General features: G+C 47.8%; 13 protein-coding genes. 5 read left to right on the plus strand and 8 right to left on the minus strand.

Features of this window, described 5'->3' with window-relative positions; translation table 11 throughout:
• Window positions 1-1,431 (minus strand): pyridoxal phosphate-dependent decarboxylase family protein, encoded by a 1,431-nt coding sequence (locus GJR95_RS20175; protein ID WP_162387574.1) that lies wholly within the window; start codon window positions 1,429-1,431, stop codon window positions 1-3.
• Window positions 1,432-1,530: 99 nt separating this feature from the next.
• On the opposite strand from GJR95_RS20175, the gene GJR95_RS20180 reads away from it, so the two are divergent.
• The 4 genes from GJR95_RS20180 to GJR95_RS20195 all read left to right on the plus strand — a co-directional run bounded on the left by GJR95_RS20180 (window position 1,531) and on the right by GJR95_RS20195 (window position 6,532).
• Window positions 1,531-2,940, plus strand: a complete 1,410-nt coding sequence (locus GJR95_RS20180; RefSeq protein WP_162387575.1) for an aminotransferase-like domain-containing protein — start codon at window positions 1,531-1,533, stop codon at window positions 2,938-2,940.
• Window positions 2,941-3,058: 118 nt separating this feature from the next.
• Window positions 3,059-4,858: an arginine--tRNA ligase gene (argS, locus tag GJR95_RS20185; protein WP_162391787.1), complete on the plus strand. Its 1,800-nt coding sequence runs from the start codon at window positions 3,059-3,061 to the stop codon at window positions 4,856-4,858.
• A 61-nt stretch (window positions 4,859-4,919) separates the two neighbouring features.
• Window positions 4,920-5,537 (plus strand): glutathione peroxidase, encoded by a 618-nt coding sequence (locus GJR95_RS20190; RefSeq protein WP_162387576.1) that lies wholly within the window; start codon window positions 4,920-4,922, stop codon window positions 5,535-5,537.
• An 89-nt stretch (window positions 5,538-5,626) separates the two neighbouring features.
• Entirely contained in the window at window positions 5,627-6,532 is a 906-nt protein-coding gene (locus GJR95_RS20195; protein ID WP_162387577.1) for a 1,4-dihydroxy-2-naphthoate polyprenyltransferase, read from the plus strand.
• 34 nt (window positions 6,533-6,566) lie between these two features.
• Here GJR95_RS20195 and GJR95_RS20200 read toward each other — a convergent pair whose 3' ends face one another.
• Both GJR95_RS20200 and ileS read right to left on the minus strand, forming a co-directional pair.
• Complete coding sequence (locus GJR95_RS20200) at window positions 6,567-6,914, minus strand: hypothetical protein (RefSeq protein ID WP_162391788.1); 348 nt, start codon at window positions 6,912-6,914, stop codon at window positions 6,567-6,569.
• 324 nt (window positions 6,915-7,238) lie between these two features.
• On the minus strand, window positions 7,239-10,673 hold the full coding sequence (gene ileS / locus GJR95_RS20205) for an isoleucine--tRNA ligase (RefSeq protein WP_162391789.1): 3,435 nt from the start codon (window positions 10,671-10,673) through the stop codon (window positions 7,239-7,241).
• A gap of 396 nt (window positions 10,674-11,069) precedes the next feature.
• Here ileS and GJR95_RS20210 point away from each other — a divergent pair, with 396 nt between their 5' ends.
• Window positions 11,070-12,122, plus strand: a complete 1,053-nt coding sequence (locus GJR95_RS20210; protein WP_232541252.1) for a DUF2911 domain-containing protein — start codon at window positions 11,070-11,072, stop codon at window positions 12,120-12,122.
• Between the two features lie 179 nt (window positions 12,123-12,301).
• On the opposite strand, the gene GJR95_RS20215 is transcribed toward GJR95_RS20210, so the two are convergent.
• From GJR95_RS20215 to GJR95_RS20235, 5 genes are all read right to left on the minus strand, one after another.
• Window positions 12,302-12,853, minus strand: coding sequence for an RNA polymerase sigma factor (locus tag GJR95_RS20215; protein ID WP_162387579.1), 552 nt, complete (start codon window positions 12,851-12,853; stop codon window positions 12,302-12,304).
• A gap of 399 nt (window positions 12,854-13,252) precedes the next feature.
• Complete coding sequence (locus tag GJR95_RS20220; RefSeq protein WP_162387580.1) at window positions 13,253-13,804, minus strand: RNA polymerase sigma factor; 552 nt, start codon at window positions 13,802-13,804, stop codon at window positions 13,253-13,255.
• Window positions 13,805-14,113: 309 nt separating this feature from the next.
• On the minus strand, window positions 14,114-14,446 hold the full coding sequence (locus GJR95_RS20225) for a YrdB family protein (protein WP_232541253.1): 333 nt from the start codon (window positions 14,444-14,446) through the stop codon (window positions 14,114-14,116).
• Between the two features lie 43 nt (window positions 14,447-14,489).
• A complete protein-coding gene (locus GJR95_RS20230; RefSeq protein ID WP_162387582.1) occupies window positions 14,490-15,326 on the minus strand; it encodes a sugar phosphate isomerase/epimerase family protein in 837 nt (278 codons plus the stop codon).
• Window positions 15,327-15,409: 83 nt separating this feature from the next.
• Window positions 15,410-16,945 carry a TolB family protein gene (locus tag GJR95_RS20235; RefSeq protein ID WP_162387583.1) on the minus strand — a complete coding sequence of 512 codons (1,536 nt, stop codon included), beginning with the start codon at window positions 16,943-16,945 and terminating at the stop codon, window positions 15,410-15,412.
• Window positions 16,946-17,108: the final 163 nt, after the last annotated feature.

Genomic DNA, 17,108 nt, shown 5'->3' on the forward strand with positions numbered 1-17,108 from the left:
TCATTGGTCCACGGGTTGCACTGCCTGCCAGGCCGTTAGTAGTTCATCAACCACAATCTGTACGTCAGCATCAGTCGTTTGCCAGTTGACAAAGGCCGCCCGCAAACACGGAATACCTTTGTAAGCGGTTGGGGTCAGAAATACACGTCCACGTTGTTTTAGGTGGGTCAGTATGTCGTTCAGGCGGGTGTTGATGTCATTTGTTTGTCCTGCTTTCAGCGTAAAGCAAACAACATTCAGCCGGACGGGAGCAGCCAGAGAAAACACGGCTGATTCGTCCAGCAACCGCCCTAATTGCTGCGCCCGTGTTATGCTGTTTTCGACCAGTGCCCGATAGCCATCGCGCCCGTAGGCCATGAGTGTAAACCAGGCAGGTAACGCCCTGAATCGCCGGGAGTTTTCGGGTACGAAATTCAGGTACGAGAAATTCTGCAACGGATCGCCAAGATAGGGCGCATTGGCATTTTTGAAGGTATCGCGTTGCAAATGGGCATGTTCGGTGCGTGTGAGAATAACAGCGCTATCGTACGGTACATTTAGCCATTTATGACCATCGATGGTAATGCTGTCTGCCAGTTCCCAACCGTTGAGGAGGTGTGCATAAGCCGGAGAACAGGCTGCGAAACCACCAAATGCCGCATCGACATGCCACCAGAACCGGTAGCGTTTTTTCAGATCGCCAATAAACGCCATGTCGTCGAAATCAACGGTGTCGACGGTGCCCCCGCTACTGATCAGAATAAACGGTTCACCTTTCAGTTCTTCAATGGCCAATTCCAGTTCTGCCGGGTCAATGGCTTCCCGGTTGGGGAGCGTAGGTACGAACCGAAGCGAATTTCGGCCAATTCCCAGCATCGCCAGGGCTTTTACTGCCGATGAATGTGGGGTAGCCGACAGTACCGGCACATCCTGACGGAGCCCTTCTGTGGCTATATCCAGTCCATACTCAGCGCCGAACCACTGCCGGGCAACGGCCAGTCCCGTAAAATTAGACATCGTAGCACCGGTTACGAAACCGCCCATGAAAGCATCCGGCAGATTGAGGAGTTGCGTTAACAATCGGATGGCTTCCTGCTCCAGTAAAGCCGAACAATCGCCCGAACCCGGCGTAATCGACTGGGTATTCTGATCAAAGGCCGACACTAGCCAATCGCCCGCCAGTGCGGCTGGTGTTGTGCCGCCCGTAACAAAGCCAAGGTATCGTGGGCCAGCAGAAGCTGTCATCAACGCCTGATAATGTTCGGTGAACCAGTGCAGTGGAAAAGTAGCTCCCTGGCCCATTTCGGGCAGATTTGCCGATGGTATATTGCTGGTTTTGGGCGAAATATGAATCGTTGAAAGGTTCTGAATATGGGTCAACGCCAGTTGCTGAATGGCATCGAGCAATGATGGGAGGTTGATTAAGTCGTTCTGAAAAGATGATACTGGCATAGCTACTTGAAACTTTCTACAAAAGTCCTGGTTCTTCCTTGAGCATAACAGATACAGTTTTGTTATTTTTGACCATATCAGATTGTAAAGTTCGATCGAATGAATACAGCGTTTTTATACGTGTCAATTGCCGATAAAATTCGTCAGCTTATTGATAGCCAGGTAATACGGGTAGGCGATAAGCTACCTTCCGTTCGCCGATTGAGCGAGGAGCATGGGGTAAGCCTTACTACAGCGTTTCAGGCTTATTATCATCTGGAAGCGCAGGGGCGGATAGAGGCCCGGCCAAAGTCGGGTTATTACGTTCGTAATAATCCCGCAAAAAGCTACGCATTACCCAGCGTGTCGCAGCCCGATGCCACCGTGCAGACACTAAGCAATGACGAATTGCTGAGTCGTCTCTACAACCAGCCCGATGGGCCATTACGCTTTGCTGCCGCCGTACCCGCACCTGATTTATTGCCAGTTGCTAAGCTACAGAAGGCCATGATCCATGCGCTGCGTACTGCTCCGGCCGGAGGAACAACGTATGAAGATGGGAAGGGTAATGCCGAATTACGGCAGCAAATTGCTCGTCTGGCCTTTGGGAGTGGGTCGGTCGTATCACCCGATGAGGTGATCATCACCGCTGGCTGTATGGAAGCCGTAGTACTTTGCCTGCAAGCGGTTACCAGACCCGGCGATACGGTAGCGGTCGAAAGTCCATCTTATTTTGCGTTTTTCCAGGCTTTTGAAAAAATGGGGCTAAATGTGCTCGAACTACCCGCAAATCCGACCACGGGTGTCGACCTTGACGCACTGGAAACGGCCCTTCAGGCTGGCGTCGTGCAGGTCTGTTTACTAACACCGACATTCAGTAATCCGCTGGGCAGTTGTTTGATGAATACTGATCGGCAGCGACTGGTGCAGATGATGGCCCGTTATCAGACACCACTCATTGAAGATGATGTGTATGGTGATCTCTACTTTGGCAAAACGCGCCCACGAACATGCCATAGCTTCGATACTGAAGGGTGGGTTATGGTATGCAGTTCATTCTCGAAATCGCTGGCACCCGGTTATCGCATCGGATGGGTATTACCAGGGCGGTTCGGTTCGGCAATCAACCGCCAGAAAGCTGTCTTTTCCCGTACCTGTCCAACGCTTACACAGGCAGCATTAGCTCATTTTCTGGCCCATGGCCGCTACGATCATCATTTACGACAACTTCGGCAAACTTTTCATTTGACGAGTTTACGTTACCAGCAAGCCATCAGTGCCTATTTTCCGGAGGGGACACGCTTTACTAATCCAGAGGGAGGTTTTGTGCTATGGGTTGAGCTACCTGATTTAATTGATACCGTTCAAATTAGCCAGCAGGCGCTTCTGGAAGGTATTTCAGTTACTCCCGGTGCCGTTTTTACGGCTCAGCAACTCTATCAAAACTGCCTTCGTATCAGCTTTGGGCAACCGTTTAGTGCTGCCGTTGAGGATGGACTGAAACGACTGGGCAAGTTAGCCAGAGGGTAGGCATCCTGTTTTGATGCGATAAAAAAACAAATGCCTACGCCTGAGCTACATAACAGCCGAACTACATTTCGTACTTTTGCACCCGGAAAACCGCCCGTTCGTGCGGTTTCGCAAACCAATGGATATTCAGGAAGAAGTAAAGCATACCATTCAACGGGCCATTTCGGAGCTGTATCAACAGGATGCGGGCGAAATTGTACTCCAACCCACGAAGAAAGAATTTGAAGGTCTTTATACGTTCGTGACGTTTCCGCTCACCAAAGCGCTCCGACAGGCTCCTGCCCAGATCGGACAGGCGATTGGTAGCTGGATAACGCAGAACAGTTCGATTGTCAGCGGTTTTAACGTTGTGCAGGGATTCCTGAACATCAGTATTGCCGATGCCGCCTGGGTTACCGTGCTGAATGACATTTCGGCCAACCCCGCTTTTGGCACATCACCCAGGAAGGAACAATCGGTTATGGTTGAGTTTTCGTCGCCGAACACCAACAAACCGCTGCATCTTGGGCACTTGCGTAATAATTTTCTGGGCGATTCGGTCAGCCGGATTCTGGCCGCCAACGGGTATACTGTTGCAAAAACCTGCATTGTCAACGACCGGGGTATTCACATCTGTAAGTCGATGCTGGCTTACAAGCGGTTTAGTGCCGATGAGTCGGGTCATCGGGAAACCCCTGAGTCGACGGGCATGAAGGGCGATCACCTGATCGGGAAGTATTATGTACTTTTTGATAAGGCTTACAAAGCGCAGATAGAAGAGTTGGTAGGGCAGGGGATGCCCAAAGAAGAAGCCGAGAAAAAAGCCCCGCTGATGCTCGAAGTGCAGCAAATGCTGCGGCTATGGGAGCAGGGCGATCCTGAAACGGTAGCGCTCTGGAGCCAGTTGAATGCCTGGGTATATGAAGGGTTCGATGCTACTTACCAGCGTATCGGGGTTAGTTTCGATAAGACGTATTACGAGTCGAATACGTATCTGCTGGGGAAAGAAATTGTTGAAGAAGGGTTACAAAAGGGCGTGTTCTATCGTAAAGATGACGGTTCTGTCTGGATCGATCTGGCAGAACAGGGACTGGATCAGAAGCTGGTTCTTCGCTCCGACGGTACATCGGTGTACATGACGCAGGATCTTGGCACGACCGATCTGAAATTTCAGGATTTCCATAATGATCGGCAGATCTGGGTTGTAGGCAACGAGCAGGATTACCATTTCAATGTACTATTTGCGATTCTGCATCGGTTAGACCGGGAGTATGCCGATGGGTTGTATCACCTGTCGTATGGCATGGTCGATTTGCCGACGGGTAAGATGAAGTCCCGCGAGGGTACGGTTGTCGATGCGGATGATCTCATTCAGGAAACCATCGACGCGGCTTCGACTGCTGCCGATGAAGCGGCTAAAGGTAAACTCGATGAATTCAGTGACGATGAGAAAACAGCCCTTTTCAAAATGCTGGGACTCGGTGCATTGAAATATTATTTACTGAAAGTTGACCCGCAGAAACGGATGCAGTTCAATCCGGCTGAATCGGTTGATTTACACGGCAATACGGGGCCTTATATTCAGTATGTTCATGCCCGTATACGGTCGGTTTTGCGAAAAGCCAGTGATATGGGTGTTTCGCTGGAAGGATCGGTTACAACAACTGAACTTGATGAAATTGAGCAGCAACTGGTGTTCCTGTTAAGCCAGTATCCACAGCGGGTGGCCGAAGCAGGTGATGCCTATGCACCATCGTATGTTGCGCAGTATGCCTATGAACTGGCGAAAACATTCAATCAGTTTTATGACAAACTGTCGATTCTGAAAGAAACGGATGCGGTTAAGCTACATACACGTTTAATCCTTTCTAAATCAGTCGGTGAAACTATTCGTAAGGCAATGGGTTTATTGGGCATAGAGGTGCCTGAAAAAATGTAAATCCAGTCCTTCAGGTTCAGCAAACATTTCCTTCCAAACTCTATACAACAACCAAATAACCATGAAAAAAACAGTAACTCTATTGGCAGTCGTTGCCGTAGCTTTTTTTGCAAGCAGTTTTATGTCTTTATCTACCCTCGTTAAAGGTATTTTCAGCGACAAACGCGAAGTAGCGGTCGCTCCGTCTAATGCCCCGGCCCCAACCAAAAGCCTTTATGATTTCACCGTAAAATCGCTTGATGGCAAACCTGTTGCTCTGAGCGGATTTAAAGGAAAAAAGGTTGTGATTCTGAATGTAGCCTCGAAATGCGGCTTTACCCCACAGTATGCTGACTGGGAAAAGTTTTATAAAGAACACGGTGATAAGGTTGTAGTACTGGGTTTCCCAGCTAATAATTTTAAGAGTCAGGAGCCAGGTAGCAGCGAAGAAATTGCTGAGTTCTGTAAGAAAAATTACGGCGTTACATTCCCGATGTTCGAGAAAGTGTCGGTTTTGGGCGAAGATCAGGCTCCGTTGTACAAATGGCTTACTACCAAAGACTTGAATGGATGGAATGACAAGGTTCCAACCTGGAATTTCTGCAAATATGTTATCAATGAAAAAGGCGAATTAACTCATTTCTTTGCTTCTAAAGTAAAGCCAGAAGACGAAGAGTTTAAGAAAGCCATTGGCATGTAATGTAAAATGAGTAATGAACAATGGATAATGACAGGATTGGTTCATCGCCAGTCTGATCATTATCCATTGTTCATTTTACAGTATTCAGTATGAAGTCTTGGATTGCTGCGGCTCGACCGCGCACATTACCGCTGGCATTGGCCAGTATTATTCTGGGCAGTTTCCTGGCCGCCGGATCATCGACAACTACCGGCCATTTTAGCTGGCAGATTGCCCTGCTGGCTGCATTGACGACTATTTGCCTGCAAATTCTTTCCAATTTTGCCAACGATTATGGCGACGCTGTATCGGGCAAAGACACTGAACTTCGTGTCGGACCGCGCCGGGCCGTTGCTACTGGAGACATCACCAAAGAAGCAATGATGCGGGGCATTATTGTAACGGCGGTGTTGTCGTTGATTAGCGGTATCTGGCTCTTGGTCGTCGCCTTTTTTGATGCAGGCCCAAAGCTGTTCTGGTTTTTTCTGGTTCTTGGTCTGCTCAGTATTGCGGCCGCTATTGGCTATACCAATGGGAAGCGTCCTTATGGCTATGCTGGTTTTGGCGATATCGCCGTTTTGATTTTCTTCGGCTGGGTAGGTGTGTTGGGGACGTATTTTCTGCATACGTTATCGTTCAGCCCGATTCTGCTTCTGCCCGCTACCAGCGTTGGCTTGTTCGCTACGGGTGTGCTGAATATCAATAATATCCGTGATATAGAAACTGATACGCTGACCGGTAAACGTTCAATTCCGGCGAGACTGGGTTTACAACTGGCCATCCGTTACCATTGGGGGCTGCTACTTACCGGTATGTTTTGTGCGCTGGCTTATTCCTTCCTGACCGATGCCACGTTATCGGGGTATAGCTATGTGCTTGCTTTTCCCTTGTTCGTGCTGAACGGGCGGGCTGTTGCTACCCACAAACGTCCGGCCGAGCTTAACGCCCGACTTGGCCAACTTGCCTTATCAACCCTGCTGTTTGTAATTCTGTTCGGTATCAGCCAGGTGCTATGAGTGTTGCCGTTCAGAGGTATACAAGCTCGAATGGCTACTCATTATCAACGGCCAGAACCCGATGCATTTTGAGAAGGTGACGCACTGGCCAGTCGGTATGGTTATAGGTTTCAAACTGAGACCGTCTGACCGATAACAGGCGCTCAATTCGTCGACGCTCACTTTCGTGCATAATTGTCCACCGATTGGGCAACTCATGGAGAAGTTGATTCATTTGATGGCAGGCAGTTGTTGGCACATTGAAAAAAGCAGCTAATCGTTCTACTTCCGAGAGTTTCCAGAGGTCAGGTTTTGCACGACGATTACGCACAGCTCCGCTGCTAAGACCTATAAGCGTACTTAATTGTTCATCGTTAAGCCGGCATTCACGAAGTCGCCACATGACAGATTGATAACTATTAACAAAGGATCGAAGTGTGTTTTGTAAAGATTCCATCAAGGCTGTGTTGTGATTTAGAAGATGAACAGGCAGAAACTATCTGGCTTACTTGAAATCGGCTGCCAGAATGGACGAATAGGTCTTGCATTATCCCTTACAAGTTTCGTGCCGACTGTCTATTTATTAGGACTTTATGTAACATTCATTATCAGTCGTAACAGAAAGCTCTGCTGTGATACCCCAGGACCGATAAACTAAAAAGGTCGCCCTTACGCAAGGCGACCTTTTTAGTTTATGAATAACCTATTTGTATTGTTAGTTAACGGCTTACGCACGCTCGACTTTAACCCGAAGTTGAAATTCATCCATCTCAATTTCTGCCGCCGTGGATTCCGTTGCTGAACCGTTCAGATCACCCACTAAATCAAGCGAAACCGCCTGAACTTCCTGCTGAATATACTCCCGATTGGCCTCAATAGCAGTGACCAGCAGGTCGTCGTTGCGCTCCAGTGAGATTCGGATCTTGTCGGTAACCGAGAAGTCGCGATCTTTCCGGAGGTTCTGAATCCGGTTTACAAAATCGCGGGCAATACCTTCCTGACGCAGTTCGTCGGTTACCGTTACGTCGAGCGCAACGGTCAGCCCGCCTTCGCTGGCTACGAGCCACCCCGGAATGTCTTCGGTCAGAATTTCAACATCGGATAGCGCAATCGTACCAACCGCCAATTGCCAACTGCCAACGGCTTCTAATTCCTTGAGTTCGTCATCAGTCATGGCTGAAATAGCAGCCGCAACCTCCTTCATCTGTTTGCCAAATTTTGGGCCAAGGGCTTTAAAGTTTGGCTTGACTTTCTTTTTCAGAATACCACTGGCATCGTCCACAAATTCAACGGCTTTCACGTTTACCTCCGACATAATAATGGGTGCAACGTGTTCGATTTGTCGGCGTGTATCCGTACTAAGAACGGGGATAAGTACCCGGCTCAGTGGTTGGCGAACTTTCAGTTTATGGCCTTTACGCAATGAATGAACCAGCGAGGAGGTATCCTGAGCCAATTCCATCGATATTTCCAGTTCGGTATCGATCAAGGATCGTTCGGCCACCGGAAAGTCGGTCAGGTGCACGGATTTGTCTCCGCCTGTCAGATTACGATAGAGCCAATCCGCATAAAATGGCGCAATGGGCGACATGAGCTGCGACACGGTTGTCAGACATTCGTGCAGTGTTTCGTAAGCTGCGCGCTTGTCGATCGTCATTTCACCTTGCCAGAACCGCCGACGCGACAGACGAACGTACCAGTTTGACAACTGATCGTTCACAAAATCCTGAACAGCACGACCCGCTTTGGTCGGGTTATAACTATCGAACTGTTGTTCAACCTCCAGAATCAGCGATTGTAGTTTCGACAGAATCCAGCGGTCGAGTTCGGGGCGTTCGGCTACCGGGACTGTTCGGCCATCGAAATGAAACGCATCAAGATTGGCATAGAGCGCGAAGAAATTATAGGTATTCGACAGCGTACCGAATAATTTTCGTTGCACTTCCCCAATACCTTCCGTATTAAACTTAAGGTTATCCCAGGGCTCGGCATTTGTGATCATGTACCAGCGCGTAGCATCGGCACCGTATTGTGCCAGTGTCGCGAACGGATCGACAGCGTTGCCGAGTCGTTTCGACATTTTGTTGCCGTTTTTATCGAGCACCAGACCTGTTGATACCACATTTTTGAACGCTACCGAATCGAATAGCATCCCCGCAATGGCATGAAGCGTGAAGAACCAGCCGCGCGTCTGGTCAACGCCTTCCGAGATAAAATCAGCCGGGAATGCCTTTTGGAATACATCCTGATTCTCAAACGGATAGTGCCACTGGGCATACGGCATAGCCCCTGAATCGAACCAAACATCGATCAGGTCCGACTCCCGCTGCATGACTCGGCCCGATTCCGAAACGAAATAAACCTCATCAACGTAAGGTCGGTGCAGGTCGAATGTTGATTGATTGAATGATTGAATGAACGAAGAGTTAGCGTCGAGATAGGGTTGGTATTCGGTTTTTCCTTCACGAACCCATTCGCTCATTTGCTCATTCGCTAATTCACAATTTTTCACTAATTCATCGACCGACCCAACGCATACTTCTTCACCTGTTTCGCTGCGCCAGATAGGCAACGGCGTTCCCCAGAACCGGCTTCGGCTGAGGTTCCAGTCGACGAGATTTTCGAGCCAGTTGCCAAAACGGCCCGTGCCCGTGCTTTCGGGTTGCCAGTTTATGGTTTTATTCAGTTCTACCAGCCGATCTTTCTTGGCCGTCGTGCGGATAAACCAGCTATCGAGTGGATAATACAGGATCGGCTTGTCGGTCCGCCAGCAGTGCGGGTAAGGGTGTTCGTATTTCTCGACCCGAAATGCTTTATTTTCTTCTTTGAGCTTGATGGCGATCAGAACGTCGGTTGGCTTGAAATCCGGATCAGCACGTTCTTCGTCGGAGTAATATTCCTCCTTCACATAGCGTCCGGCAAAATCCGTGATTTCGTCCACAAACAGGCCGTGCTTATCCACAATGGGGACATCTTTGCCGGTTTCATCCTTCACCATGATGGGTGGTATACCGGCAGCCTGGGCAACTCTGAAGTCATCGGCACCAAACGTTGGCGATGTATGCACGATACCGGTACCATCTTCGGTGGTAACGAAATCCCCCAGAATCACTCTGAATGCAGGGGTTTCCGGAGTGACGTAAGGCATGAGCTGTTCGTACTCGATACCTTCGAGGTGAAGGCCTTTAAACTCAGAAACGATGGTCCACGGAGCTATTTTATCGGTCGGCAAATACGTATCGAAGGCGGGGCTGTGAATCGTATCGACCTGCCCTTTTTCGTTAAGCCAGCGTCCGACCAGGTTTTTAGCCATCACCACATGCACCATGAGGTGTGTATATGGGTTGTACGTTTTTACCAGCACATAGTCGATGTTCGCTCCGACGGTGAGGGCGGAGTTGGCGGGCAATGTCCAGGGCGTGGTGGTCCAGGCCAGTATATATACATCGGCATCGGCAGAGTCGAAGAAAAGGAACCCCGATTTGCCGCTGGGTTTCACCTTAAACTGGGCTACAATGGTTGTGTCACGAACATCCTTGTAGGTGCCCGGCATGTTCAACTCGTGTGAGCTTAGGCCCGTACCGGCTTTGGGTGAATAGGGCTGAATGGTGTAGCCTTTGTAGAGCAGGTTCTGATCGTATAACTGCTTCAACAAATACCACACTGATTCGATGTATTCGTTTTTATAGGTGACGTATGGATTGTCAAGGTCAACCCAATAGCCCATTTTTTGGGTCAGATCGTTCCACTGGTCGGTGAAGCGCATGACTGTTTCGCGGCACTTGCGGTTGTACTCTTCAACGCTGATGCCGCCTTCGGATTCGGGCCTGCCGATGTGGTCTTTCGTGATGCCGAGTTCTTTTTCGACCTGTAACTCAATAGGCAGGCCGTGGGTATCCCATCCGCCCTTACGCTCGACCTGAAAGCCCTGTAGGGTTTTATACCGACAAAAAATATCCTTAATCGTTCGGGCCATTACGTGGTGAATACCCGGCGTTCCGTTGGCCGACGGCGGGCCTTCGTAGAACGTAAACGTTGGCTTCCCTTCGCGAATAGCGATGGATTGCTCGAAAACCTGATTCTGGTTCCAATACGTTAAAACCTCGGCCGCGATCTTCGCGTAATCAAGGGACTCATATTGCTGATACTTCACGCCTGGAATAATCGTATTGCACGAGTCGTCCCGAATAGAAATGCAGGTAGGCCCATGCGGTTAAAAAATGAGTGCAAAGATATGGAAATAGACTGGGGCACGAAAGCCGAAAGTCTAACCCGGTCAGGAGAAATAGTCTTATACCTTTTATCAACACAGAAGCCCGTCCATACGGTTCACTTTGCCTGTCCGGTTGGGCGATAAGTATTTTTACTCTTAGTCGATTATTAAGTAGGCCTTTCGCTCAGAGCCGTGCCACGGTTATCAGGAACAGCATTAGTAACCGTGGCACGGCTCTGAGCGAAAGGCTTATGAAGTTTACCACCTCCTATCTAATTAAGTATCAGTACCATGAAAAAAACTAGTCTACTAATAAGCTCACTGTGTCTTTGGTCATTGTCGACTATGGCGCAGCTTACGTTTCCACCCGATGGTGGTAACAAAAAAGCGTTAGTCTCTGAACGCATTGGTATTACGGACGTTACCATTAATTACAACCGCCCAGCGGTGAAAGGCCGCGAAGACAAAATCTGGGGTCAGCTGGTGCATTACGGCTTTAAGGATTTGGCTTTCGGTACCAGCAAAGAAGCACCCTGGCGGGCTGGTGCCAATGAAAACACGACCATTTCGTTCAGTACGGATGTTGCCATTGGGGGCAAGCCATTAGCCGCCGGGACGTATGGACTGATGATGGCTGTTCAGGAAAACGACGTAACGGTTATTTTTTCAAAAAATGCCAGTTCATGGGGTAGCTACTTTTACGATCCCAAAGAAGATGTACTGCGTGTGGCGGTCAAGCCAGTCAAAAATCAACCAGTAGTAGAACGTCTTAAGTTTGAATTCGGCGACGAAACCGATAGTTCGGCAGTGGTGTCGTTATTATGGGAGAAATGGGCCATTCCGTTTAAAGTATCCGTCAGTCTGGTTCAGACCCAGCTTGCGTCGCTGCGTAATGAGTTGCGAAGCGAAAAAGGATTTCGGGCGGAGGCATACCAACAGGCGGCTGCATACTGCGCTGATCATAACATCAACCTTGACGAAGGGCTGCGCTGGGCCGACTATTCCATTGGTGGTCAGTTTGTGGGCGAAAAGAATTTCAATACACTTCGTACAAAAGCTCGTTTGCTGACTATGCTGAATCGAGGTGCGGAGGCCGATGTATTGATGAAAGAAGCGCTACCGCTGGCCAGCATGCAGGAGTCGTATCAATATGGGCGGCAACTGATCGGCCAGAAAAAGGCCAAAGAAGCCCTGGAACTGTTTCAGGGACTGGCTAAAAAGTATCCGAACGTGTTCATGACGAACATGGGATTGATGCGCGGCTACTCGGCGGCTGGTGATTATAAACAGGCTACAGATTGGGGTAAAAAAGCCCTCGCACTGGCACCAGATGCCGCTAATAAAGCCAACGTTGAACGTTTATTGCTGCAGCTTGGGCAGGGTAAAGACGTAAATTAAAGTGGGTACGCAGCCGGAGTCCGCCAAAAGCAGAATTATACTGTAGCGTTATTGCACGCATACACGGTTTTCAACCCAGGAAGACAAAAATACGATCCGATAGTCATCATAAAGTTGATTGATTATCGGATCGTAAAGGGTATAATTGATTGAATAATAAGCTAATAAGGGTAGGTTAATTAGCTGCTATGTTGTTTTTCGTATAAACGATAAATTCGATCGCGGCTACGTTTGAGCCGCATTTTAACGGTGCTGGCTTTAATATTATAGAGAGTGGCCAGTTCATCAATGCTCATGCCGTCTTCATACTTGAGCCGTAATAGGGTCGTTTCTTCCGGCGACAGTCGTTCTACCGCCTGCTGCACTAATTGGATAGCTTCATCGCGCAGAGAGGTTTCGTCGGTCTCTGGCAGGTCATATTCTGAACTTTCACCAAGCGTAATGGTATTGATTCGTTTGGCCAGCCGAAGCTGATCGAGGCAATAATTATAGGCGATTGAATAGAGCCAGGTTGAGAAACGAGCGCGTTCCTGAAATGCACTTAATTTGTCAAATACCTTCAGAAAGATATCGTGAGTAAAATCTTCGGCTTTGACTGAGTCCTGGGTTAGTGATAGACAGCGACGGTATACTTTGTTGACGTAGCGATTATAAAGTGTCTCAAAACAGTGAGTTGGTTGTGAAGGTAAATAAACGCGAATCATCTCCTCATCCGATAACAACTTAGTCATAGGCTACCTTGGGTTAGTTAATGGCCGTTTGTCGATTTGGTTGCGTACGTAATTCGCTTCACTTTAGATTTATTTTATCTAATATGTTCAATAAATACTTTCTATTGGTATGTTTTTGTTTCTTAAATGAATAATCATGTGTATTTTATGTACTTAGTTATAGAGATATATATTGATATTTTTAATGAAAAATGTAATCGTATAATTTCTATTAATATTGATAAGGAAAATTACTTAGTCGCGAGAGCCTCTAGTTGTATGGAGTCGGGCAAAAAACAAAAAGCCCAATCATTAAGATTGGGCTTAGAGTAACTTTTGGCTAGTAGAGGTTTTGGTATTTAGAATTAGACCTCCTGGTTCGGTCACCTGAAATTTGCTAAAATTTTTTTCAGCAATAAATTAGCTGTTGTATTGCTGCTCATAGAGCCTATGGATCTTGTCGCGAGTACGTTTAAGTCGCATCTTAACCGCACTAGCCTTAAGGTCATATAAATCAGCAATTTCATCAATGCTCATGCCATCCTCATACTTAAGTCGGAGGAGTTCTGTCTCGTCTTTGGATAATGTATCCATAGCCCGCTTCACCATATGGAGTGTTTCTTCGCGGAGTGCAGACTCCTGAATGTCAGGCATATCAAGATCATCGTTGTCGTCAATGGCGACTGTATTTATTCGTTTGGAAATGCGAATTTGATCGAGGCAGTAATTATAGGCGATTGAATAGAGCCAGGTTGAGAAACGGGCTCGTTCCTGAAAATTATCTAATTTATCAAATACCTTCAGAAAGATGTCGTGGGTAAAATCTTCGGCTTTTGCAGAATCCTGAGTGAGCGATAAGCAGCGCCGATATACTTTATTAACGTATCGCGTATAGAGTGTTTCGAAACACTGATTTGGCTGATTGGGTAAGTATAAGCGAATTATATTCTCGTCAGTTAATGAAGTATGCATAATACTCTATGGGCGCAGTTCAGGTTGTATTTATTTATTCTAAATAATGATGCAGGGCGTTATTAATTGTTAGACTGGATAGCGTTAATTAAGACACGAAAAATATATTAAATGGTAGATGCGTAAACATATTAACCAAATAGGCTTCAATTAATTTACATTTCTGTAAGTATAATGTTTCTGATTAGTATATTCTTTTAGAAAATATGTTTTATCAAAGTGCACTATTTCACTATAGCTTTATAAAATAAGCATAGTTGAGAAATAGCTGGAATCTTTGTTCCTGAAGGCCTGAAGTGGAGTATAACCTTATCGTTCAAAAAATAGGGCCGTTAACTGTCCAGCTAAGGCGGTTAGCCCAAAAACGATGGCGAGGGTAATGTGCCCTGTTTTAAATAGCAACAACGCGGCAATGCCAAATAGCGTCAGGCTGAACACGATTCGATAGGGAAGCGCTAAGCGGTGTGCAGATTTGGGGGCTGCAAATCGGCCCCACAAAACGGCCGCCAGCAAGGGCAGGCCAATGGCCAGTGCATAGCCTGCAAACCGGTTGTTCGTATTATGAAAACCCCAATAGCCCAGTATGATAAGCATCACTATTTCAAGCACGAACATGAGTGCCAGATAAACTGATTTTAGCATTGCGATCACTGTAGACTATTGGGGTTTGTTCAATAGAGAAGCGTTAATAGGTGAGTTTTGCCAGATAATCGTAATCATATTTGGCACTCTCCATGGCTGTTTTGGGGTATTCTTCCTGTTCAACAAAGAAGAACTTCATGCCCGATTTGTCGATATTCTGCAGCATGGTCTTGATATTGATCTGCCCTTTACCGAATTCAGTGCTTTCCTTTTTGACCTTATCCATGTCCTTGAGATGCCATAGCGGAAAACGCCCTGGGAATTTTTTGAAATAAGCCAGTGGATCATTGCCCGTTACAATAACCCAGCCCAGATCCATTTCCATTTTTACCAGCTTTGGGTCGGTGCGTTCCAGCAGAATATCGTACAGAACCTTGCCATTTACTTTCTCGAATTCATACTCATGATTGTGGTAACCGAATACCAGGTTTGCTTTTTTGCAGGCCTCGGCGGCTTTCGAAAACGTATCGGCGCACCGCTGGTAGTTGGCCACCGTTTGCCCCTCCGACGGTAACGACGAGCAGACCAGATAACTTTGACCCGCTTCAGCCGCCATATCGATCGAGCGTTGCCAGTCTTTATCGATGTGAACGTGTCCGCTGCGTACGGTCATGCCCAGATCGCTGGCTATCTTCTTGATTTCTTTAGGTTTCAAACCGTAAAAGTTGCCTTTATCGCTGCGGGCTGATTCCAGTTGCTTATAGCCAATTTTGGCTAACTGTTTCAACGTTCCTGCCGCATCGGCCAGCATTTCTTTGCGGACGGTATATAATTGAATACCCACATTGCTCACCTTAGCCGCTTTTGCCAGGTTTGGTGCTAAAACGGCACCGGCTGCCAGATAGCCCGATGCTTTAAGAAACTCACGTCTTGTTTTCATTATGTTAATTAAGGTTAATGGGATCTGCCTTCGGATATATAATTCGCCGGCTGGCTTACTATACCCTGGTGGCGGTTAATTGATTAGTTACCCGTTATTTCAATCGGGCTTAATGTACTCACATCGGTATTGCTGACAAAGGCAATTCGTTTGCTATCGGGCGACCACGAAGGCGTGTTAATGGAACCCTGGCCGCCATAGAGGTAGGCAATAACGGTAGGTTTGCCTCCTTTGATCGGCATCATACGCAGGTACACGTGCTTATAGGCCGGGTGATCGCCGGCAGCCACTTCGTCTTTCAAAAACGACAGGAAAACGATCCAGTTGCCGTCTGGTGAAATATGAGGGAACCAGTCGTGAAATTCACCATCCGTAACCGCTTCCTGTTGACTACCATCAGGTTTCATACGCCAGATTTGCATGGTGCCGGTACGGTTCGAATTGAAATAAATATACTTGCCATCGGGCGTAAATTCCGGCCCATCGTCGAGCCCCTTGGCATCGGTTAGCCGAACCTCGGGGCCACCATCGACCGATACTTTATAGACATCATATTCATTGTTTCGCGAACCGCAGAATACCAGACTCCTGCCATCGGGCGACCATCCGTGTAAATACGAAGGGCCTTTAGGCGTAATCTGCCTGGGCGTTCCCCCCGTTACAGGAACGGTGTAGATGATCGATCCGCCCAGTTCACTGACACCACTGCTTAGCCCCAGGAGTTTCCCATCAAAAGACAGAACATGGTCGTTGTTGTTGTTCTTAATGTTGTCTGTATTGAGCACTTTCTGCTGCCGACTGGTTAGGTCGAAGGTGTAAATCATTCCCTGCCCGTTGTAGATCAGGGTTTTACCATCGGTTGTCCAGTTGGGAGCCTGGATGGAGTTGGGGGCCGTATGGATGACCTCACGCTTGCCCGTAGCAATGTCCAGCAATTCGATCCGGCTGCCTAAATCCATTCGTCCCGGCTTTGCGTCTGCCTTAACTGGTACCGTAATGCGCACATCCTGAAATACACCTTTTGCCGGAGTATTTTTATGAGAAGTACTGACAAATAAGCCGACGTAGACTTCATCGCCCAGGTTGATTTCTGTGATTTCCCGAACCTGAAACGGTTCTCCGAACAGGGCCGCTCGAATTGTGTAGGTATTGCCGCGTCGCTCAAGCTGGATGATGTCGGCGTTGTTGACCGTAGTCTGGGTCTGGTCTATAGAGCCATCGCCTGATCGACGAAATTCCAGCGAAGCAGGCTCATTGCTAAAAACGGCCGCACTTACCTGCCGTGAACCAGGCTCAAGGGTAGCTCTTGCCATCCAGCCGATTTTATGGCCGGGTTCTTTGCTCTGTAAACGTCCGCGTGTATAAACGATGAAATCGCCTTTGATTCGTTTCCACAGAAAGTTGGCCCCATCCTGAACCGTTCCGACGCTACTTAGTTCGTACTCCTGACTGGCAGAAGCGTAGCGGGCGGCAATGGGTTGAGTGGCCGTACCAATCGTATTCTGCCCGTCAAATATGCCCGTTGATTTCTGTTGGGCATAGGCCCCAATGCTCAGGTTGGTCAGTAGACCAATGATCAGCAGGAAGTTTGTTCGCTTGAATCGTTTGTAGGTAGGCATAGGAGTAAGCTGAAACGCTTGGATAGCCATTTCAAAAGAAGCGATTCGGTAAAGTTTACTTTCTGACTACAACCTGCTTAAACTGTTACCTACATCTGTTAGTTGACAAGAGAGCTAACCAAGAGAAGGTTAGTTTAAAACGATTTACTCAACTAACTAACTT

The sequence above is a fragment of the Spirosoma endbachense genome (genome assembly GCF_010233585.1).
GTDB lineage: Bacteria > Bacteroidota > Bacteroidia > Cytophagales > Spirosomataceae > Spirosoma > Spirosoma endbachense.